This is a genomic window from Grimontia sp. NTOU-MAR1 (assembly GCF_035758505.1).
GTDB classification, from domain to species: domain Bacteria; phylum Pseudomonadota; class Gammaproteobacteria; order Enterobacterales; family Vibrionaceae; genus Enterovibrio; species Enterovibrio marinus.
On record NZ_CP142108.1, the window covers coordinates 2487063 to 2506654 of the forward strand.

At 49.2% G+C, this 19592-nt stretch carries 21 protein-coding genes; 3 read left to right on the forward strand and 18 right to left on the reverse strand.

Translation table 11 applies throughout. The features are described 5' to 3' along the window. Position 1 precedes the first annotated feature (1 nt). The 18 genes from atpG to rpmH form a co-directional block, all read right to left on the reverse strand. Positions 2 to 868 carry a F0F1 ATP synthase subunit gamma gene (gene atpG / locus VP504_RS11415; protein WP_325891274.1) on the reverse strand — a complete coding sequence of 289 codons (867 nt, stop codon included), beginning with the start codon at positions 866 to 868 and terminating at the stop codon, positions 2 to 4. 45 nt (positions 869 to 913) lie between these two features. Then, positions 914 to 2455 carry a F0F1 ATP synthase subunit alpha gene (atpA, locus tag VP504_RS11420; protein WP_325891275.1) on the reverse strand — a complete coding sequence of 514 codons (1542 nt, stop codon included), beginning with the start codon at positions 2453 to 2455 and terminating at the stop codon, positions 914 to 916. A 16-nt stretch (positions 2456 to 2471) separates the two neighbouring features. Continuing rightward, positions 2472 to 3005, reverse strand: coding sequence for a F0F1 ATP synthase subunit delta (gene atpH, locus VP504_RS11425; RefSeq protein ID WP_002540814.1), 534 nt, complete (start codon positions 3003 to 3005; stop codon positions 2472 to 2474). Between the two features lie 15 nt (positions 3006 to 3020). Next, complete coding sequence (gene atpF / locus VP504_RS11430) at positions 3021 to 3491, reverse strand: F0F1 ATP synthase subunit B (RefSeq protein WP_002540813.1); 471 nt, start codon at positions 3489 to 3491, stop codon at positions 3021 to 3023. 49 nt (positions 3492 to 3540) lie between these two features. After that, on the reverse strand, positions 3541 to 3795 hold the full coding sequence (gene atpE, locus VP504_RS11435; RefSeq protein WP_002540812.1) for a F0F1 ATP synthase subunit C: 255 nt from the start codon (positions 3793 to 3795) through the stop codon (positions 3541 to 3543). Between the two features lie 73 nt (positions 3796 to 3868). Continuing rightward, positions 3869 to 4672 carry a F0F1 ATP synthase subunit A gene (gene atpB, locus VP504_RS11440; RefSeq protein WP_002540796.1) on the reverse strand — a complete coding sequence of 268 codons (804 nt, stop codon included), beginning with the start codon at positions 4670 to 4672 and terminating at the stop codon, positions 3869 to 3871. An 8-nt stretch (positions 4673 to 4680) separates the two neighbouring features. Further along, positions 4681 to 5070: a F0F1 ATP synthase subunit I gene (locus tag VP504_RS11445; RefSeq protein WP_046303095.1), complete on the reverse strand. Its 390-nt coding sequence runs from the start codon at positions 5068 to 5070 to the stop codon at positions 4681 to 4683. A gap of 179 nt (positions 5071 to 5249) precedes the next feature. Beyond that, positions 5250 to 6143 carry a ParB/RepB/Spo0J family partition protein gene (locus VP504_RS11450; protein ID WP_325891276.1) on the reverse strand — a complete coding sequence of 298 codons (894 nt, stop codon included), beginning with the start codon at positions 6141 to 6143 and terminating at the stop codon, positions 5250 to 5252. Between the two features lie 10 nt (positions 6144 to 6153). Beyond that, the gene (locus tag VP504_RS11455) at positions 6154 to 6948 is read right to left on the reverse strand and encodes a ParA family protein (protein ID WP_062712225.1); all 795 of its coding nucleotides are present in this window, start codon (positions 6946 to 6948) and stop codon (positions 6154 to 6156) included. 22 nt (positions 6949 to 6970) lie between these two features. After that, a complete protein-coding gene (rsmG, locus tag VP504_RS11460) occupies positions 6971 to 7585 on the reverse strand; it encodes a 16S rRNA (guanine(527)-N(7))-methyltransferase RsmG (protein WP_325891277.1) in 615 nt (204 codons plus the stop codon). A 6-nt stretch (positions 7586 to 7591) separates the two neighbouring features. Then, on the reverse strand, positions 7592 to 9481 hold the full coding sequence (gene mnmG / locus VP504_RS11465; RefSeq protein ID WP_325891279.1) for a tRNA uridine-5-carboxymethylaminomethyl(34) synthesis enzyme MnmG: 1890 nt from the start codon (positions 9479 to 9481) through the stop codon (positions 7592 to 7594). Positions 9482 to 9899: 418 nt separating this feature from the next. Further along, complete coding sequence (gene mioC, locus VP504_RS11470) at positions 9900 to 10346, reverse strand: FMN-binding protein MioC (RefSeq protein ID WP_325891280.1); 447 nt, start codon at positions 10344 to 10346, stop codon at positions 9900 to 9902. 65 nt (positions 10347 to 10411) lie between these two features. Further along, positions 10412 to 11464: a GGDEF domain-containing protein gene (locus tag VP504_RS11475; RefSeq protein WP_325891281.1), complete on the reverse strand. Its 1053-nt coding sequence runs from the start codon at positions 11462 to 11464 to the stop codon at positions 10412 to 10414. A gap of 167 nt (positions 11465 to 11631) precedes the next feature. Further along, on the reverse strand, positions 11632 to 12996 hold the full coding sequence (mnmE, locus tag VP504_RS11480; RefSeq protein ID WP_325891282.1) for a tRNA uridine-5-carboxymethylaminomethyl(34) synthesis GTPase MnmE: 1365 nt from the start codon (positions 12994 to 12996) through the stop codon (positions 11632 to 11634). Between the two features lie 120 nt (positions 12997 to 13116). Continuing rightward, positions 13117 to 14736 (reverse strand): membrane protein insertase YidC, encoded by a 1620-nt coding sequence (gene yidC / locus VP504_RS11485; RefSeq protein ID WP_325891283.1) that lies wholly within the window; start codon positions 14734 to 14736, stop codon positions 13117 to 13119. A gap of 2 nt (positions 14737 to 14738) precedes the next feature. Next, positions 14739 to 14999 carry a membrane protein insertion efficiency factor YidD gene (gene yidD, locus VP504_RS11490; protein WP_082111347.1) on the reverse strand — a complete coding sequence of 87 codons (261 nt, stop codon included), beginning with the start codon at positions 14997 to 14999 and terminating at the stop codon, positions 14739 to 14741. Continuing rightward, positions 14963 to 15322, reverse strand: coding sequence for a ribonuclease P protein component (gene rnpA / locus VP504_RS11495; RefSeq protein WP_039850324.1), 360 nt, complete (start codon positions 15320 to 15322; stop codon positions 14963 to 14965). Before rnpA ends, yidD begins: the two co-directional genes overlap by 37 nt. 13 nt (positions 15323 to 15335) lie before the next feature. Further along, complete coding sequence (gene rpmH / locus VP504_RS11500) at positions 15336 to 15470, reverse strand: 50S ribosomal protein L34 (protein ID WP_002540783.1); 135 nt, start codon at positions 15468 to 15470, stop codon at positions 15336 to 15338. A 550-nt stretch (positions 15471 to 16020) separates the two neighbouring features. Between rpmH and dnaA the strand changes: the two genes are divergently transcribed. The 3 genes from dnaA to recF are packed head-to-tail and all read left to right on the forward strand — an operon-like array spanning position 16021 to position 19586. Further along, on the forward strand, positions 16021 to 17406 hold the full coding sequence (gene dnaA / locus VP504_RS11505) for a chromosomal replication initiator protein DnaA (RefSeq protein ID WP_325891284.1): 1386 nt from the start codon (positions 16021 to 16023) through the stop codon (positions 17404 to 17406). Between the two features lies 1 nt (position 17407). Then, positions 17408 to 18508, forward strand: a complete 1101-nt coding sequence (gene dnaN, locus VP504_RS11510) for a DNA polymerase III subunit beta (RefSeq protein WP_046303087.1) — start codon at positions 17408 to 17410, stop codon at positions 18506 to 18508. A 1-nt stretch (position 18509) separates the two neighbouring features. Next, positions 18510 to 19586, forward strand: coding sequence for a DNA replication/repair protein RecF (gene recF / locus VP504_RS11515; RefSeq protein WP_325891285.1), 1077 nt, complete (start codon positions 18510 to 18512; stop codon positions 19584 to 19586). The last annotated feature ends 6 nt before the right edge of the window (positions 19587 to 19592 follow it).

A 19592-nucleotide genomic window follows, 5' to 3' on the forward strand; every position in this document is an offset into this window, starting at 1 on the left:
CTTACACCGCAGCAGCACCGGAGACAATCTCCGACAACTCTTGGGTAATTGCAGCCTGACGGGCTTTGTTATACACCAGTTGCAGTTCATCAATCAGATTCCCTGCATTATCTGTTGCAGCCTTCATCGCAACCATTCGCGCTGCTTGTTCACACGCGAGGTTCTCTACCACGCCCTGATATACCTGTGATTCAACATAGCGAACCAATAGGGTGTCCAGCAGTGGTTTAGGCTCAGGCTCATAGATGTAATCCCAAGCATGGTTGCGCTGCATCTCTTCGTCTTCCGACTTAGGCAAAGGCAGCAATTGATCGATCACTGGATCCTGCGTCATGGTGTTCACAAACTTGTTGTAAACCAGATACAGGCGGTCCAGTTGGCCTTCATCATATTTCTTCAGCATCACACCGACGGTACCGATCAAGTCTTCCAGTGAAGGGCTGTCACCCAGACCAGAAACTTGCGCGGATACGTTGCCGCCGTAGCTGTTAAAGAATGCAGTGGCTTTAGAGCCGATCAGTGCAGTTTCAACTTCTACACCTTTTTGGCTGTAAGCCTGCATATCTGTGATGGCACGTTTGAACAGATTGATGTTCAGGCCACCACACAGACCGCGGTCTGAAGATACGATGATGTAACCGACGCGCTTGGCTTCACGCTCTTCCAGATAAGGATGGCGATACTCAAGTTTACCAAGTGCGACATGACCGATCACTTTGCGCATAGTAGTCGCGTATGGACGGGAGGCTTCCATGGCGTCTTGCGAACGACGCATTTTAGAAGCGGCAACCATTTCCATCGCTTTGGTGATCTTCTGTGTACTTTTTACACTTCCGATCTTGTTACGAATTTCTTTTGCGCCGGCCATCGTTACTCTCCGTTATTAGAAGGCCGCTGAGCGGCCTTCTACGCATTACCAGGTTTGCGTTGCTTTGAAGTCTTCAACCAGCTTAACCAGTTGCGCTTCAATGTCGCCGTTGTAGTCGCCAGTTTCATCGATCTGTGCAACCAGCTCAGCAAACGTACCTTTAGCGTATGCAAGCAGAGCAGATTCGAAATCAGCCAGTTTGGTCAGCTCAATGTCTGCCAGATAGCCTTTTTCCGCAGCAAAAATCATCAATCCCTGCTCAAACACAGACATTGGTGCGTATTGCTTCTGCTTCATCAGTTCAGTTACTTTCTGACCGTGATCCAGCTGCTTCTTGGTTGCCTCGTCCAGGTCAGAAGAGAACTGAGCAAAGGCTGCCAGTTCGCGGTACTGAGCCAGAGCGGTACGAATACCACCAGATAGCTTCTTGATGATCTTGGTCTGTGCTGAACCACCTACACGAGATACTGAGATACCTGGGTCAACTGCCGGACGGATACCTGCGTTAAACAGTTCCGATTGCAAGAAGATCTGACCATCGGTGATCGAGATAACGTTGGTTGGTACGAACGCAGATACGTCACCCGCTTGGGTTTCAATGATTGGCAGCGCGGTCAAAGAACCAGTTTTGCCAGTCACTTCACCATTGGTGAACTTAGCAACATAATCAGCGTTAACACGCGCAGCACGCTCCAGCAGACGAGAGTGGAGGTAGAAAACGTCACCTGGGAATGCTTCACGGCCTGGTGGGCGACGTAGCAACAGAGAAATCTGACGGTAAGCAACAGCTTGCTTAGACAGATCATCGTATACGATCAGCGCATCTTCACCACGGTCACGGAAGTATTCACCCATCGCACAACCTGCGTAAGGCGCAAGGTATTGCAGTGCCGCTGCTTCAGAAGCAGATGCAACAACAACGATGGTGTTTTTCAGTGCGTCGTGCTCTTCCAGTTTGCGAACCACGTTAGCGATGGTTGACGCTTTCTGGCCGATAGCAACATAGATAGAGTAGATACCAGAGTTTTTCTGGTTAATGATCGCATCGATTGCCAGCGCCGTTTTACCGGTCTGGCGGTCACCGATAACCAGCTCACGCTGACCACGGCCGATTGGGATCATTGCATCAACTGCTTTGTAACCGGTTTGTACTGGCTGGTCTACCGACTGACGAGCGATTACGCCAGGTGCAATCACTTCTACAGGAGAAGTCAGTGCTGCGTTGATAGGACCTTTACCGTCAATTGGCTCACCCAAGGTGTTAACCACACGGCCCAGTAGCTCAGGACCTACTGGAACTTCAAGAATACGACCAGTACCGGTTACCTTCATGCCTTCCTGAAGGTCGGCATAAGGACCCATAACAACCGCACCTACAGAGTCACGCTCAAGGTTGAGCGCGAGTGCGAAACGGTTGCCAGGTAGTTCAATCATTTCACCTTGCATAGCATCTGCAAGGCCATGGATGCGAATGATACCGTCGCTGACTGACACGATGGTACCTTCGTTGCGTGCTTCACTAACAACGTTGAATTTTTCAATACGCTGTTTGATCAGATCACTAATTTCCGTGGAATTAAGTTGCATGCTCCAATTCCCCAAATCAAGACTGCAATGCATCGCTCAGACGGCGCATACGGCCGCTAACTGAGTTATCGATGATCAAGTCTCCAGCTCGAATCACAACCCCGGCAACCAGGGTCTCGTCTACACTACAGTTCAGCTTCACTTTTCGCTCAAGGCGGGCTTCCAGTTTGCTTTCAATAGCATCCAGTTGCGCTTGTTCCAGCGCGACAGCAGAGGTGACCTCGACGTCAACTTGCTTTTCTAATTCACGGCGAAGTGCCATGAACTGGACAGTTACTTCCGGCAACGCTTTTAGGCGCCCATTTTCAGCCATCACCTTCACCAGGTTCTGGCCGAATTCATTGAGCTGCTCACCGCACACTGAGAGAAAAATCTCAGTCAACTTTTCAGCTGAATAAGAGCCATCGAGAAAATCTGCGATGGTTTCATTGCGGGCAACTTCAGCAGCAAAAGCCAGCATTTCAGACCATTGGTCCAATTCGCCTTTTTCTACTGCCAGATCGAAGGCTGCTTTAGCGTAGGGGCGTGCGATGGTAGTCAGTTCAGACATAGCTGCCCCTCCTTCTTAAAGTTCTGCAGTGATTTTATCGAGAATATCTTTATGAGCATTTTCGTCGATTGAACGCTCAAGGATTTTCTCAGCACCGATTACGGCCAGAGTTGCAACTTGTTTGCGCAGTTCATCGCGGGCACGGTTGCGCTCAGCTTCCAGTTCAGCCTTTCCTTGGTTAAGGATATTTTCACGCTCAGAAGATGCTTCTTCGCGGGCTTCATCAAGAATTTGTGCTTTACGCTTATTCGCCGAATCGATGATCTCAGTTGCAGCGCGCTTTGCTTCTTTCAATTGATCAGAAGCATTAGCCTGGGCCAAATCCAGGTCTTTCGCGGCACGCTCAGCCGCCGCAAGACCGTCAGCAATTTTCTTCTGACGTTCTTCAATCGCTTGCATGATTGGTGGCCACACATACTTCATGCAGAACCACACAAACATGGAAAACGCGATCGCCTGGCCGATAAGAGTAGCGTTCATATTCATAACTGCTTCTCCATCTCCCAATAGTTAACTACAGGTATAATCAGGCGACTTAACCCAGCTGACCAACGAATGGGTTTGCGAAGGTGAACAGCAGTGCGATTACGATACCGATCATTGGAACCGCATCCAGCAGACCAGCGATGATGAACATCTTAACTTGCAGCATTGGAGCCATCTCTGGTTGACGAGCCGCACCTTCAAGGAATTTACCGCCAAGCAATGCGAAGCCGATCGCTGTACCCAGGGAAGCAAGACCTACAATGATGCCAACGGCAATTGCAGAAAAGCTCAATAAAGTTTCCATCACTATCTCCAGTTTCTTGTTGTCGGCTTATATGCCGGAAGGTCTAACAAAGTTGCTTACTAAAAATCTTTTATTAATGCGAATCTTCATGTGCCTGAGACAGGTACACAATGGTCAACATCATAAAGACGAACGCTTGGATGGTAATAACCAGAATGTGGAAGATTGCCCACGGTAATGAACCCAACCATTGCGCCCACCACGGCAGAAGAGCCGCAATAAGGATAAATACCACTTCACCTGCAAACATGTTACCGAACAGACGCATGCCGAGTGAGATTGGTTTCGCCAGTAGCGATACCACTTCAAGCAGCAGGTTGAACGGGATCATAAGTGGGTGATTGAACGGGTGAAGAGCCAGCTCTTTTGCAAAGCCACCTAGGCCTTTGATCTTGATGCTGTAGTATATCATCAAGAAAAACACGCCCAGCGCCATTGCCAGTGTGATATTTACATCAGCTGTTGGTACGACCTTCATATAAGGAATACCAAGCTGTTCCGCTGGATAAGGAATAAAATCGATAGGAACAAGGTCCATCGTATTCATCAGAAATATCCAAACGAAAATGGTCAGAGCCAAAGGCGCGATCAGTGGATTCTTTCCATGGAAGGTTTCGCGAACGTTTTCATCAACGAACTCCACCAACATTTCCACAAAACACTGAAGCTTGCCTGGAACTCCTGTTGTAGCTTTTTTCGCTACTGCGCGGAACAGCCATAGAAAGCCGATACCGATGGCAATAGAGAAAAACAGGCTATCAATATGCACCGACCAGAAGCTACCTTCCTCCACCAGACCAAGCTTGTCAGAAGACAGGTTGGTTAAGTGGTGGGAGATATAACCGGAGGGTGTAAGCGCTTCACCTGGCGCAGCCATAACTCATCCTATTTGTTGTTGTTAATGAATAAAACTGGCGCGAGGATATTAATTCCAAGTACCAGCAAATAGGTCAGTTTGAGGGGAACAAGTTCCACCTCGGCATACAGGTAAACAACGGAAAACAGCGCGACGGTAAGTAGAATTTTAAGCACTTCCCCGCTGTAGAAGGATGCCACAACGAGCTTTGCTGCTCTCGCTCCACTAAAGAGGAATGCACACAATGCAAAGGCTGCGTTGGCGATTACGAAAATGCCACCGCCTATGAGTGCGGAAATTCCCCAGTCGACATTGATGGTGGTGACCATCAAGATTGCCGTTGCTAACACGACGCACGCCTGTAACAGCAGCAACCTTTTCGCAAGCTTGCGACCTGGTCGCGTGAGCGTCGATACCATGTATTCGTTCCTCGATTCCTTTCCTCTTAGCACCTTGTCGTGCTGGGAAAACTGCGAAAATTATACGGCTCGCCCTTTTGAATGCAATCTCATCACATCAAAAAGGGAAACTAAATTTTACAACAGGGTAACCTGATCACAGTAAGCAAAAATATGTAACAAAAACCCAACGCGTCACGTCACAGTTCCTCACCTAGAATTGCAAGAATTTGCATAAGTTTTTCGTTCTGATCAAAGCTGATAACCAACTTACCACTACCACTCCTGCTTTGGGACAGACTAACAGATGTGCCTAGCTTGTCCGTCAGCCTATCCTGTAACGCCACCAATTTTGGCGATACGGGTTCCTGTGTTTTTTCTACCGCCGGGGTCAGGACTTTTTTGACTAAGGCTTCGGTCTGCCTAACTGTGAGTTTTTTATTGACGGAGACCAATGCAGCCTCGATCTGTGCATTGCCGTCTAATGCCAGCAAAGCACGCGCATGACCCATTTCCAACTGACGTCCAGACAACAGTTTCTTTACGCCAGCTTCAAGGCCGTTCAATCTCAGCAGATTACTGATGGTAGTACGGGATTTGCCCAGTGCTTCGGCCAGTTGTTGGTGGGTGAGAGAGAAGTCATGGATCAAACGATCTAGCGCCTCCGCTTCTTCCATGGCGTTAAGATCTTCACGCTGGATATTCTCAATCAGTGCGATGGCGCTCGCAGCTTTGTCATTTAGATCTCGGACCAGACAAGGAACATGGGTCAAGCCAGCGATTTTTGATGCTCTGAAACGGCGCTCACCGGCGATAATTTCGTACTGTTTGTCACCGAGGTGACGCACAACCAAAGGTTGGATAACGCCTTGTGCGCGAATAGACTCCGCCAGCTCTTCCAATGCTTCCTGCGCCATATCCTGACGAGGTTGATACACACCAGGACGCAATGCCGCTAATGGCAAATGCTGCAGCTCACTGTTGTTAACGGCTTCCTGAGTATCGTTATTCAGATCGACACGCGCTTGTGCCCTGGCACTGGTGGCCAGTAGCGCATCGAGTCCTTTACCCAATCCACGTTTGGTAGCGTTCATTCACGTTCCTTTAAGACGCGTTGGCAACAGCCTGCCTGGCCTGCTCTTCCCGTCGCAATATTTCACCGGCTAATGCCAAATAGGATTTGGCACCGCTGGAATATTTGTCGTAGTACATGGCAGGTTTGCCGTGACTAGGCGCTTCAGCCAAACGGACGTTACGCGGGATAACTGTACGGTAGACCTTGTCTCCAAAGTGTTTTTTGATCTGTTCAGACACTTCTGTCGCCAGACGATTTCGCGGATCGTACATGGTTCTGAGCAAGCCTTCCACATGCAAGTCAGCGTTCACTACGCTTGCAAGCTTACTGATGGTGTCCATCAGTGCGGTCAGGCCTTCCAATGCAAAGTATTCACACTGCATCGGCACCAGTACGGAGTTTGCCGCCGTCATGGCATTGATTGTAAGAAGGTTAAGAGAAGGGGGACAATCAATGAAGATGAAATCATAGTTTTCACGAATGTCGGCTAATGCGCTGCGCAGCCTCACTTCGCGGGCAAACACTTCCATGAGTTTGATTTCTGCCGCAGTAACATCACCATTGGCCGCTATCAAGTGATAACCGCCCGTCGTTTCTGTCACCACCACATCGTTAAACGGGGTCTCTTCAACCAGCAAATCGTAGGCAGTGGCATGAACGTCGTATTTATCCACACCACTCGCCATGGTTGCGTTGCCCTGCGGGTCTAGGTCAATTACCAATACCTTACGCTGAGTCGCTGCCAGCGAAGCAGCCAGGTTGATACAGGTCGTTGTTTTACCAACGCCTCCCTTTTGGTTTGCTATAGCAATGACTTTTCCCACAAGACGACCTCGCCTAATAATCCTATCTAGCCAAGACTACTAGATGACGTTGACCTTCCAATCCCGGAACAGTCAAAGGTTTGATATCTGTCACAGAACATCCGGCAGGAAGTTCATCAATTTCGACTTGATCCACTTGTCCCTTCAGAGCAAGAAACCTTCCTTGCGCTGAAGGCAGGTGATGACACCAGTTTACCATGTCACTCATAGATGCAAATGCTCGGCTTAATACGCCGTCAAATCCCTGTTCAGGTTGAAAATCTTCTACGCGGCTCTGTACCGGCGTGACATTGGTGATTTTCAGCTCATGAAGAACCTGACGGATGAAACGGATGCGTTTACCAAGACTATCGAGCAGCGTGAAGGATTTTTCCGGATTAACGATCGCAAGCGGGATACCGGGCAATCCAGGACCTGTCCCCACATCAATGTAACTTTGGCCATCGAGGTGCTGACTCACCACGATGCTGTCCATGATGTGTTTGACTATCATCTCATTTGGATCACGCACTGAAGTTAAGTTGTACGCTTTGTTCCATTTGTTGAGCATTTCAACATAGCCAATCAGTTGGGCTTGTTGCTCAGCAGGGATATTCATCCCTGCCTGTTCAATCAGTTGTGCTAGACGTTGTTCCACAGAAACTCAGGCCCCTTTTTTCAGCATGCCTTGTTTTTTCAGATGCACCAGCAGTATAGAAATTGCTGCTGGCGTAATACCGGAAATACGTGACGCCTTGCCAATGGTTTCTGGCCGACTGTCTTTCAGTTTTGCCACCACCTCATTCGACAAGCCTTTGATTTGTGAGTAATCCATATCCATTGGCAAGCGGGTATTTTCGTGACGGATAGATTTTTCAATCTCGTCTTTCTGGCGGTCGATGTAACCAGCGTACTTCACCTGAATTTCTACCTGCTCAGAAGCTTGAATGTCTTCATGCGCTGGCGAGAATGGTGGAATTTTCACCAGATCGTTGTAAGTCACTTCCGGACGACGCAATAACTCTTCACCGTTTGCTTCACGGGACAACGGCGTTTTAAGGATCGCGTTCAGTGCTTCAGCGTGCTCTGAAGTAGGGTGGATCCATGAACTGCGAAGACGCTGCGCTTCCTGCTCCATGTTTTCCAGTTTCTGGTTGAATCGGGCCCAACGTTCATCGTCAACCAGACCGAGCTCTCGGCCAGTTTCGGTTAAGCGCATATCCGCGTTATCTTCACGTAGCAACAGGCGATATTCAGCACGGGAAGTGAACATGCGGTAGGGTTCTTTGGTGCCCATGGTCGACAAATCGTCGATAAGCACGCCCATGTAAGCCTGATCACGGCGAGGACACCAGCCCTCTTTGTCCTGAGCAAACAAGGCGGCGTTTGTTCCTGCGAGCAAGCCTTGTGCTGCAGCCTCTTCATAGCCAGTTGTACCGTTGATTTGACCGGCAAAGAACAGGCCTTTTATAAACTTGGTTTCAAAAGTCTGTTTCAGATCTCGCGGATCGAAGAAATCATACTCGATTGCATATCCCGGACGGATCACACGTGCGTTTTCGAAGCCTTTGATCGAGCTAATGATCCCCATCTGGACGTCAAATGGCAGGCTGGTAGAGATCCCATTGGGATACAGTTCATTGGTCGTCAGACCTTCCGGCTCAACGAAAATCTGGTGTTTATCCTTGTCCGCAAAGCGCATTACCTTGTCTTCAATTGACGGGCAATAGCGTGGGCCAATACCTTCAATCACACCGGCATACATAGGACTACGATCTAGATTACTGCGGATCACGTCATGCGTTTTTTCATTGGTGTAAGTGATGTAGCAAGGGACCTGACGAGGATGTTCAAACATATGGCCCATGAAAGAAAACACAGGGCATGGGTCATCGCCATGTTGAGTTTGCATCACACTGAAATCAACCGTACGCGCGTCAATACGTGGTGGCGTACCGGTTTTCAATCGGTCAACACGGAATGGCAGTTCACGGAGGCGATCAGCCAGCGCGATCGAAGGGGGATCGCCAGCACGGCCACCGGAATAACTCTCAAGACCAATGTGGATTTTTCCGCCGAGGAACGTACCTACGGTCAATACCACCGATCGGGCACGGAATTTCAGGCCCATTTCGGTCACAACGCCAATAACTTGATCCTGTTCAACGATCAGATCATTCACTGCTTGTTGGAACAACATCAGATTTGGCTGGTTTTCCAATGCCTCTCGGACAGCCGCTTTGTACAGTGCACGGTCTGCCTGTGCTCGGGTAGCACGGACAGCAGGGCCTTTCGATGCATTCAGGGTACGGAACTGAATACCACCTTTGTCAATCGCACGCGCCATCAGACCGCCTAGTGCGTCGACCTCTTTCACCAGATGTCCTTTTCCGATCCCGCCAATGGCAGGGTTACATGACATTTGCCCCAATGTATCGATGTTGTGTGTCAGCAGAAGGGTTTGCTGACCCATACGTGCAGCGGCCAGTGCGGCTTCCGTACCTGCATGACCACCACCAACAACGATGACATCAAAGTTATCCTGGTAAAACATGGTGTGACCTCAATAAGGAATGTGTTGATCGGTTGATTGAGCAAAAGAGGATCATTCTACCGCTTTTCAGAAACGGAGAGAACCAAAAGTGTGATCTTTGATCGAGGGTGTGTCTATTAAAATATATAAAGATCTTTATATAGATCTTTATTTTGATCTCTTATTATGGAAGACGATCCTTGTGGGTAACTGATAAATGATCAACATGATCATGCGTTTAAGGAGGATCATTTTCTGTGTGTTTGCTTGGATCTAGTCTGGTACTGCTTGGGATCAAAATGGCATGTTATCAACAGGCGGGGAAATAGAGGAAAGTTGTTATTGGGATAACTATAGGTTAATCACCGATTAGATCTATAGTTATCCACAATGTGAAGATCACATTTTTGAATAAATTTTCTGTCTATATACCGCTGACTTATTCACAAAATGCCGATTTGTTCTGGGATAGCCATGATTCGGCTGCTTCTTCAGGGAGGGGGTGCTCAAGAATATCTATCTCCAGACGCGGGACGATAGTCTGGGCTCCTAACCCCTTTAGCAGTTCATCTGCTTGAATGCCGGCACCGCAAAACGTGTCGTAGCTGGAGTCCCCAATCGCAATCACTGCATACTTCAGAGCGCTCAAATCCGGGGTGCTGAACTTAAGGGCCGCCATCATTGGTGCGAGGTTATCAGGATAGTCACCGGCACCATGGGTTGATGTCACCAGCAGAAGGCTGGAAGCTGCTGTGACATCGGTAATTTCCCCTTCATTGATCACATTCACTGTGACGCCTTCTCGCTCAAGAAAATCGGCAAGATGATCGCCTACATATTCGGCGCCGCCCAGTGTGCTGCCTGTGATCAGAGTTAATTCAGACATAAGCTTGTTCTCTAACGGATTATTGATGGCCGTTAGTATTGAGTGGTGAGATGTTATACGTCAAGTCAGCTTGGTTGGTAGTGTTCGTTGCGATAAAGGGCATTTTTCCCTTTAGGTGAAAGGGTTTGTATCTTGTTTTTGCCACGTTTTTTGGCATTGCTTACGGCACTAAAAGCAGTGTCAATCAGTTGGAATCCCGCCAGACAGCTTTCGTTGGATGTGGTCACCCCGAGGCTTGCGGTACGTTTTACGGCCGTGTTATCGAGCAAAACCACACTGCGCCCGATGACCAATTTCAGTTGCTCGGCCACACGGACGGCTTCATTGGAGGAAGTGTTTCTCAATAGAACGGCGAAGCTATCTGCACATAGACGTCCAATAGGGGTGTCGGGTGGTAATTGTTCCCTTAATAAATTGGCGATGTGGACAAGTACCTGATCACCTGTAGGCCTTCCATGCATTTCATTGATTTGTCTGAAGTCATCGAGATCGATGGCGATGATAGATAGGGGCTCTCCCCGCCTCTGTGCCTGATAGAAAAGCTCATCAGCCTGATTATATAAACTTTGGCTATTTGCGGTTTCTGTCAGAAGATCTTCGTGCACCAGTTTTCTTGATGATTCATCAATATTATGAAGATCCACAAGGTAAAAATCGGTTAATGCCACGGAGGCAAGTACCAGGATCAGAATGACACACAGGTAAGCCGCTCGGGCATCGGTGTCTGTCAGCGCTAGAACGGGATCCGCAGAAGGAACTGTTTTTGCAAGGAAAAGTAAGAAGATAGCGATAAGTGATAAGCCGTAACGGGGCAAACGTTCATTGGGGTCAAATACCAACATAACGGTGGTAGGTACTACCAGCAACAGCAGTTCGGTTTCAAAATTGGCCGACAGTACGAATAGGGGAAGGAAGAGTTGCTGTAGGAAAAAGGTCACGAATATCCAATATTTCGCCATCCATAGAATACCCTCCCGGATCAGTAAAAAAGAGATCAGGTAGAGTGTGGCAAACAAGCCGTTTAATACCGCTGCGCTGGCACTGCCAAAGGCGAACCAGAATAAGGCTGAGAAAAGCAGCGTGCCACCTGCACAGAGGCAGGTAAGCAGATTCACCATACGAAGGTGATGTATCTGTAGTTTATCGCAGCGTGTTATACCCAAGTTAAGAATGGGGTTGAGGCTGTTTATCATCGCTTTAGCTGGTAGAAATGAGTTTGAAACAAGTGTAGCAAAATCGGGATGATTCGAAGGTAAAGAAGCCACCGGAAGGTGGCTCGAAAGCATTATTTGCCTATACAGAATGAGCTAAAGATCCTGCCGAGAAGATCGTCTGAGCTGAATTCTCCGGTGATCTCTGAAAGATGCTGCTGGGCAATGCGGAGCTCTTCCGCGAGGATCTCTCCCGCCATGTAGCCCTCGAGCTGATCTTTCCCGATATCGAGGTGTCGAGCGGTTGCATCCAGCGCTTCCAAGTGGCGGCGACGGGCCATAAAACCTCCTTCTGTCGCGCCGGAGAAGCCCATACAGGCTTTCAGGTGCTCACGCAGGGCATCGATACCAGCTCCTGTCTTCGCGCTTAAGCGGACAAGGGTAGGCTGGCTGGCATGGCAAATTCCCAGTATTTCTCCTGTCATTTCTGCCTTGTTGCGGATAACCGTCATACCGATGTTGTCTGGAAGGCGGTCGATAAACTCCGGCCAGATTTCTTCCGGCGATGTTGCGTCAGTCGTGGTGCCATCTACCATAAAGAGCACGCGGTCCGCCTGTGTAATTTCATCCCATGCGCGTTCGATACCAATACGTTCCACTTCGTCGGAAGCATCACGTAAGCCTGCTGTGTCGATGATGTGCAGCGGCATGCCATCAATGTGGATATGCTCACGGAGCACATCACGGGTGGTGCCGGCAATGTCAGTCACAATGGCGCTTTCTTTACCGGAAAGGGCATTGAGCAGGCTGGATTTTCCCGCATTCGGACGGCCGGCGATCACCACTTTCATGCCTTCACGCATGATAGCGCCTTGGTTTGCGGCTTTACGCACATCATCCAGTGAGCGGATGATGTTGTTGAGATCCGCGGCGACTTTGCCGTCAGAGAGAAAATCGATTTCCTCATCCGGGAAATCGATCGCCGCTTCCACGTAAATGCGTAGATGGATCAGCGCTTCCACCAGCGTATTAACTTTGCCCGAAAACGCGCCCTGAAGGCTTTGTAGCGCGCTTTTGGCCGCTTGTTCTGAGCTAGCATCAATCAAATCTGCAATCGCTTCTGCCTGCGCGAGATCGAGCTTGTCATTCAAAAAGGCGCGTTCGGAAAACTCGCCAGGACGGGCAGTGCGAACACCGTCGATATCTACAATACGCTTGATCAGCATATCCATGATGACTGGGCCACCATGGCCTTGCAGTTCCAGCACATCTTCACCGGTAAACGAATTCGGCGCCTGAAAGTACAGGGCAATCCCCTGATCAAGCGCGTTGCCCTGTTCATCGTTAAACGGCAGGTATTCAGCGCGTCGTACTGGAAGTCCACGTCCGGTGACCGCCAGGGCAACTTCTTTGGCTTTTGGGCCGGATACGCGGATGATACCCACACCACCGCGTCCTGGTGGTGTCGCCTGAGCAACAATGGTGTCTGAGTGAGTCATTAAACTTTACCTGCGGTTTGAAAACGTTGCTTAGTGTATACCAATTTTATCTGACCGCCTGTCGCGTCTTCAGAAAGAAGAAAGGCGGCCAGTTGGCCGCCTTATCAGTATCTAGTGCGATTAGGTGCGGCTGTGAAGGCCTTTTTTCTCCAGCGCACGGTAAATCATGGTCTGCTGAATGAGGGTCACAATATTCGATACCAACCAGTACAGTACCAGACCTGCCGGGAACCACAGGAAGAACACGGTGAACATCACTGGCATGAAGTTCATTATCTTCTGCTGCATTGGATCAGTCACAGTGCTTGGGCTCATCTTCTGGATGAGGAACATAGAAGCACCCATCAGCAGTGGAAGCACATAGTACGGATCCGGTGCTGACAAGTCTTGAATCCAAAGCATGAACGGCGCGTGGCGTAGCTCTACCGATTCCATCAATGCCCAGTAAAGTGCGATGAAGATAGGCATTTGTAGAAGCAGAGGTAAACAGCCGCCCAGCGGGTTTACTTTCTCTTTTTTGTACAGCTCCATCATTTCCTGGCTCATGCGCTGGCGGTCATCGCCGATACGCTCACGCATTTCCTGCAGTTTTGGCTGCAGCATGCGCATTTTTGCCATCGAGGTGTACTGCTTCTTCGTTAGCGGGTACATTGCGCCACGTACGATGAAGGTCAAAATGATGATTGCGACACCCCAGTTGCCTACAAAGCCAAATATCTTAGTCAATAACCAATGCAGTGGGCTTGCGATAAACCACAGCCAGCCATAGTCAACGGTCAGGTTAAGGTTAGGTGCCACTTCAGCCATTTTATCCTGAAGCTTGGGACCGACCCACAGGGTCGCGTCCAGTTGTGCCGTTGAACCTGCAGCTACCGTGGTGGTTGGGTAGCGAACACCGATAAAGCCCTGGCCGTTGCTGGTGCGGGTGTAGAGGTTCGCTTCACCTTCTGAATGTGGGATCCAGGCTGCAACAAAGTAATGTTGCATCATGCCTGCCCAACCTTGATTGGCGATAGTCAGGTTCAGGTTTCTGTCCTTCATATCGTCAAAGCTGTATTTCTCGTATTTCGCATCGTCAGCCGAGTACACACCACCGCGGTAGGTAGGCATGGTCAGGCTGCCGCCGTCATCCAGCAGGTTTTGTTTTAGCTGCGCATACATTTGTACTGTCGCTGCTTTGCCGCTTTGGTTGTCTACCGTGTAGTCAACGTCAATCGCGTAGTTGTCGCGTTTCAGTACAAAGGTTTTGGTGAAGGTAATGCCGTTTTTCACCAGTTTCAGAGGAACACGCAACTCATCCTGGCCATCAGCCATCACAAAATCGGTACCGTTTGCTGTGAACTGTGCACGGCCATCAAGAGTATCGATACCATCAGGACCGATCAGGCCGCTTTGAGCAACGAATACGTGATCTGGCTGGTTTTTGAGCATCACAAACTTGTCAGCAGAATCGAACTCTGCGTCGTAGTTGTTCAGTTCAGCACGAAGAATGTCACCGCCTTGTGTGTCAACGGTCAAAGTCAGTACGTCACTTTTGATGGTGATCAGCTTGTTTGAAACTGCGTCCTGCGTCAGAGGCTGAGACGCATCTGAGCTGGCAGGTACATCACCACTGTGTTGTGCTTGCTGTGTTACGCCCTGGCCCTGTGGTTGAGGGTTGGTTGCTTCCGTCCAGTTGAGATACAACATGAAGGATACAAACATTAGGGCAATCAACAGGATATTGCGTTGAGAATCCATTGTTAATTGTCTCGATTTTTAGGATGACGCGGGGGTACAGGATCATACCCACCATGATTAAGAGGGTGGCATTTTAATAAACGTTTGCTGGCGAACCAACACCCTTTTATCACACCGTGACGGTTGACCGCTTCTATGGCGTATTGGGAGCATGTCGGCGTGAAGCGACATCGGGGCCCCAGAAGTGGGCTGATGAAGAGTTGATACCCGCGAAACAGTCCAGTGACTATTTTTTTCGCGGCGGTCGAGACAAACGTTGCCATAACTTATCGAGCAGCTGACTCAGTTCTTCGTTACTGAGCTCATTCGCACTTTTCTTTGCTATCACAACATAATCTTTTGCCATCAGCGAGTGCTGGTTGAGACGAAAACTTTCACGTACCAGACGTTTAAAGCGATTTCGGTCAACGGCAAGTTTGATTTGTTTTTTTGGAACTGCTTGGCCTAGACGTGGGCGTCCAAGTTTGTTGTTACGAGCAAGAATGGTTAAGTGTGGAGAGCCAGCGCGGTGAGGTTGCTGGAAGACGAAGTTGAAATGTTCGGGAGTTAACAGACGTAACTCCCGAGAAAAAGCTAGCTTATTCACAAATCGCTAAGGATTATTTTGAAAGCTTGCTACGGCCTTTCGCACGGCGAGCGGCGATAACCTTACGACCGTTCTTAGTTGCCATGCGCGCACGGAAACCGTGAGTGCGCTTACGCTTTAGAACTGAAGGTTGAAAAGTGCGTTTCATGGTTTCTACCTTAATTACTGATCAGTTTTTAGGTTTGTTAACCCGACGTGGGACAAAGGTCCGACGCCTCTCAACAAAGAGGGCGGATTGTAATCACTGACTGACTTATAGTCAATGTTAAAACCACAGGTGGTTTTAATCCGAATCTCTCAGGGCGCGCAATTATACGTGGTCGCCTGTTAAGCGCAAGGATCCTTTGCCGATCTTATCTACATTTCCTTGTGTATTTCATGTGCGATCGTCAGGGATAACCCAGTATAGGGTGTGCAAATTTGATCAGGATGAATTTTTTGAGAACATCGATCATCCGTGACGTTTTACGGAGTGGGGGAGTCAACGCTGTGATCGGATCATCGGATTTTTGAGCCAAAATCGGATAATTTTGTGAGTAAGTGGGGTGTTAGCTGTGCCGATCTGCAAACTAAATGTGCGATCTGTGTGTATAACTTAGATCTTATTCACTGCAAAAGGGATCTCTTCGCTAGCGATCCTCCTCGTACAAGTATAAACTTACTTCCCTTTTCATTAATAAATAAGTGTGGAGTCAGACGTGTCATCTTCGCTTTGGTTGCAGTGCCTTCAGCGCCTTCAAGAGGATCTTCCTGCAACAGAATTCAGCATGTGGGTTCGACCGCTTCAGGCGGAGTTAAATGACAATACCCTGACTTTGTTCGCGCCAAACCGTTTTGTACTGGATTGGGTTCGCGATAAATATCTAAATAGTATCAATCAGTTACTGAATGAATTTTGTGGTAACGATTTGCCTGTCCTGCGCTTTGAAGTCGGCAGTAAACCGGTGGCCCCGGTTGCGCCGCCAAGCCAGCCTGCAGCACCAGCCCCTGTCGCACCGGCCGCTAAACCTGTTGGGCGTATCTGGGAGCCCGCACCTTCTCCTGTGCAATCAGATGTGAATCACCGCTCTAACGTGAATCCGAAGCACAAGTTCACTAACTTCGTAGAAGGTAAGTCGAACCAACTGGCATTGGCAGCAGCTCGCCAGGTCGCAGATAACCCCGGTGCGGCATATAACCCACTTTTCCTTTATGGCGGCACAGGTTTGGGTAAAACCCACTTGTTGCACGCTGTAGGTAATGCGATTTCTGATCGCAAAACCGATGCGCGTGTGGTGTACATGCACTCCGAACGTTTTGTTCAGGACATGGTTAAAGCGCTGCAGAACAACCAGATTGAAGAGTTTAAGCGCTACTACCGTAGCGTTGATGCGCTGCTTATCGATGATATTCAATTCTTCGCCAACAAAGAGCGCTCACAGGAAGAGTTCTTCCACACCTTTAATGCGCTCTTGGAAGGTAACCAACAAATCATCCTCACCTCTGACCGTTATCCAAAAGAGATCAGCGGTGTGGAAGATCGTCTGAAATCCCGTTTTGGCTGGGGTTTGACCGTTGCTATCGAGCCACCAGAGCTTGAAACCCGCGTGGCAATTTTGATGAAAAAGGCGGAAGACCACAATATTCGCCTGCCAGACGAAGTGGCGTTCTTTATCGCTAAACGTCTGCGCTCAAATGTTCGAGAGCTAGAAGGAGCGCTGAACCGCGTGATAGCGAATGCTAACTTCACCGGCCGTGCTATTACGATCGATTTTGTCCGTGAAGCCCTGCGTGATTTGCTGGCGCTTCAGGAAAAACTGGTCACCATCGACAACATCCAGAAAACCGTCGCCGAGTACTACAAAATCAAAATGGCGGACCTGTTGTCGAAACGTCGCAGCCGCTCTGTGGCACGCCCACGCCAGGTGGCGATGGCACTGTCAAAAGAGCTGACCAACCACAGTTTGCCGGAGATTGGCGACGCATTTGGTGGCCGCGATCATACTACGGTACTTCACGCATGCCGAAAGATTGAACAGCTGCGCGAAGAGAGCCACGATATAAAAGAAGATTATTCCAACCTGATCCGGACTTTGTCGTCTTAATATGAAATTTACAGTTACCCGTGACCAATTCTTGAAACCCCTGCAGCAGGTGTCTGGTGCATTAGGGGGACGACCTACGCTGCCTATTCTTGGCAATATCCTGCTGAAAGTAGAGTTCGGACAACTTTCCATGACCTGTACGGATTTGGAAGTTGAGCTGATTGCTAATCTGCCGCTGGAAAGTGAAGCAGAAGATGGGGCAGTGACCGTTCCATCTCGTAAGTTTTTAGATATTTGCCGTGGTCTGCCAGACAGCGCACCTATCAGCTTTACGCTCGAAGGTGATCGCGCAGTAATCCGTTCAGGCCGCAGCCGTTTTACTTTGTCGACATTGCCAGCTGCTGACTTCCCGAATATCGAAGATTGGCAGAGCAACGTGGAGTTCACGGTGCCACAAGGCAAGCTCCGCCAGTTAATTGAAAGCACTGCATTCTCCATGGCTAATCAGGATGTCCGTTATTTCCTGAACGGTATGTTGCTGGAGACTGATGGCACTACACTTCGCTCTGTGGCCACTGACGGTCACCGTATGGCGGTAGGTACAACTGCGCTCGACAATGAACTGGCTGGCCAACAAGTGATTGTTCCGCGCAAAGGCGTGACTGAATTGATGCGCATGCTGGATAACCCAGAAGCGCCAGTGACCATACAGATTGGCAGTGCCAACATCCGCGCTCAGGTGAACCAGTTTGTGTTCACCTCTAAGCTGGTGGATGGTCGATTCCCTGATTACCGCCGTGTTATGCCGCAATCTTCCAACAAAATCATGGAAGCAGATTGTGACGAACTGCGTCAGGCATTTTCACGTGCAGCGATTTTGTCGAATGAGAAATTCCGCGGTGTGCGCTTGAACTTGAGCTCAGGCCAGCTTCGTATTTCTGCGCATAACCCTGAGCAGGAAGAAGCGGAAGAGTTTGTTGACGTTAATTACGATGGCGAAGACTTGGAAATCGGATTTAACGTCAGTTACGTGCTGGATGTATTAAATACGCTTAAGTGCGAACAAGTACGCTTTTCGATGACAGATGGTACCGCGAGTACACTGGTAGAAGATGTCAGTAATGATGACGCCATGTACGTCGTGATGCCTATTCGTCTGTAATATGGCGCTATCCCGACTCTCTATCCATGATTTGAGAAATATTGAAGCCTGTGACCTTAGCCTGTCATCAGGCTTCAATTTTCTTGTAGGGCCTAACGGCAGTGGAAAAACCAGTGTGTTGGAGGCGGTTTACTATCTGGGGCATGGCCGTTCGTTTCGAAGCCAGCTGACCGGAAGGGTGATCCGACACCAGCAAGACAGATTAGTTGTACACGGTCGCGTGCAAGCAGGTGAGTCCTTACTACCAGTAGGACTCCAGAAAAACCGCGACGGTTCGACAGAAGTGAAAATTGGTGAGGAAAAAGGGCAGAAGCTGGTGCAGCTTGCCGAAGTCTTGCCGATGCAACTGATTACCCCGGAAGGGTTTGAGCTGTTAACCGGTGGTCCGAAATTCCGCCGGGCATTTATCGACTGGGGTGTGTTTCACGTGGAACCCCAGTTTTACCCTGCGTGGTCTAGGGTGAAACGGCTTACCAAGCAACGCAATGCGCTGATGAAAACAGCGCGTAACTACCGTGAGCTTAGTTACTGGGATGCGGAATTAGCGCCTTTGGCCAACCAAATTGACCAGTGGCGTAAAGACTACATTGAAAAGCTCTCAGAACGTGCTTCCAAGCTATGTGAAGCGTTTCTGCCTGAGTATGAAATCAAACTCAACTACACGCGTGGTTGGGATAAAGAGACAGATTACGCCGAGTTGTTGCGCGAGAACTTTTTACGCGATCAGCAACTCGGGTACACGGTCAGTGGTCCTCACAAGGCAGATCTTCGCCTTCGCGTGGGCGGCACCCCGGTGGAAGATGTACTTTCCCGTGGGCAGTTAAAGTTGATGGTTTGTGCACTTCGTTTAGCACAGGGCCAACAACTGACCGAAGACAAACAAAAGCAATGCATCTATTTGATAGATGACTTTGCGTCCGAGTTGGATAGCCAACGACGGGCGCTATTGGCTGAGCAGTTAAAAGCCACAGGTGCACAGGTATTTGTAAGTGCCATTAGTGCCGATCAGGTCGCTGAAATGTGCGACGAAAATAGTAAGATGTTTCATGTGGAAAACGGTAAAATAGCCGCAGAATAAAATTAA

What these genes read in the sequence shown, in the direction of transcription:
- atpG (WP_325891274.1), bottom strand. Translation starts at nt 868, where the DNA reads ATGGCCGGCGCAAAAGAAATTCGTAACAAGATCGGAAGTGTAAAAAGT.
- atpA (WP_325891275.1), bottom strand. Translation starts at nt 2,455, where the DNA reads ATGCAACTTAATTCCACGGAAATTAGTGATCTGATCAAACAGCGTATT.
- atpH (WP_002540814.1), bottom strand. Translation starts at nt 3,005, where the DNA reads ATGTCTGAACTGACTACCATCGCACGCCCCTACGCTAAAGCAGCCTTC.
- atpF (WP_002540813.1), bottom strand. Translation starts at nt 3,491, where the DNA reads ATGAATATGAACGCTACTCTTATCGGCCAGGCGATCGCGTTTTCCATG.
- atpE (WP_002540812.1), bottom strand. Translation starts at nt 3,795, where the DNA reads ATGGAAACTTTATTGAGCTTTTCTGCAATTGCCGTTGGCATCATTGTA.
- atpB (WP_002540796.1), bottom strand. Translation starts at nt 4,672, where the DNA reads ATGGCTGCGCCAGGTGAAGCGCTTACACCCTCCGGTTATATCTCCCAC.
- VP504_RS11445 (WP_046303095.1), bottom strand. Translation starts at nt 5,070, where the DNA reads ATGGTATCGACGCTCACGCGACCAGGTCGCAAGCTTGCGAAAAGGTTG.
- VP504_RS11450 (WP_325891276.1), bottom strand. Translation starts at nt 6,143, where the DNA reads ATGAACGCTACCAAACGTGGATTGGGTAAAGGACTCGATGCGCTACTG.
- mnmG (WP_325891279.1), bottom strand. Translation starts at nt 9,481, where the DNA reads ATGTTTTACCAGGATAACTTTGATGTCATCGTTGTTGGTGGTGGTCAT.
- mioC (WP_325891280.1), bottom strand. Translation starts at nt 10,346, where the DNA reads ATGTCTGAATTAACTCTGATCACAGGCAGCACACTGGGCGGCGCCGAA.
- VP504_RS11475 (WP_325891281.1), bottom strand. Translation starts at nt 11,464, where the DNA reads ATGGTGAATCTGCTTACCTGCCTCTGTGCAGGTGGCACGCTGCTTTTC.
- mnmE (WP_325891282.1), bottom strand. Translation starts at nt 12,996, where the DNA reads ATGACTCACTCAGACACCATTGTTGCTCAGGCGACACCACCAGGACGC.
- yidC (WP_325891283.1), bottom strand. Translation starts at nt 14,736, where the DNA reads ATGGATTCTCAACGCAATATCCTGTTGATTGCCCTAATGTTTGTATCC.
- yidD (WP_082111347.1), bottom strand. Translation starts at nt 14,999, where the DNA reads ATGGCAACGTTTGTCTCGACCGCCGCGAAAAAAATAGTCACTGGACTG.
- rpmH (WP_002540783.1), bottom strand. Translation starts at nt 15,470, where the DNA reads ATGAAACGCACTTTTCAACCTTCAGTTCTAAAGCGTAAGCGCACTCAC.
- dnaN (WP_046303087.1), top strand. Translation starts at nt 17,408, where the DNA reads ATGAAATTTACAGTTACCCGTGACCAATTCTTGAAACCCCTGCAGCAG.
- recF (WP_325891285.1), top strand. Translation starts at nt 18,510, where the DNA reads ATGGCGCTATCCCGACTCTCTATCCATGATTTGAGAAATATTGAAGCC.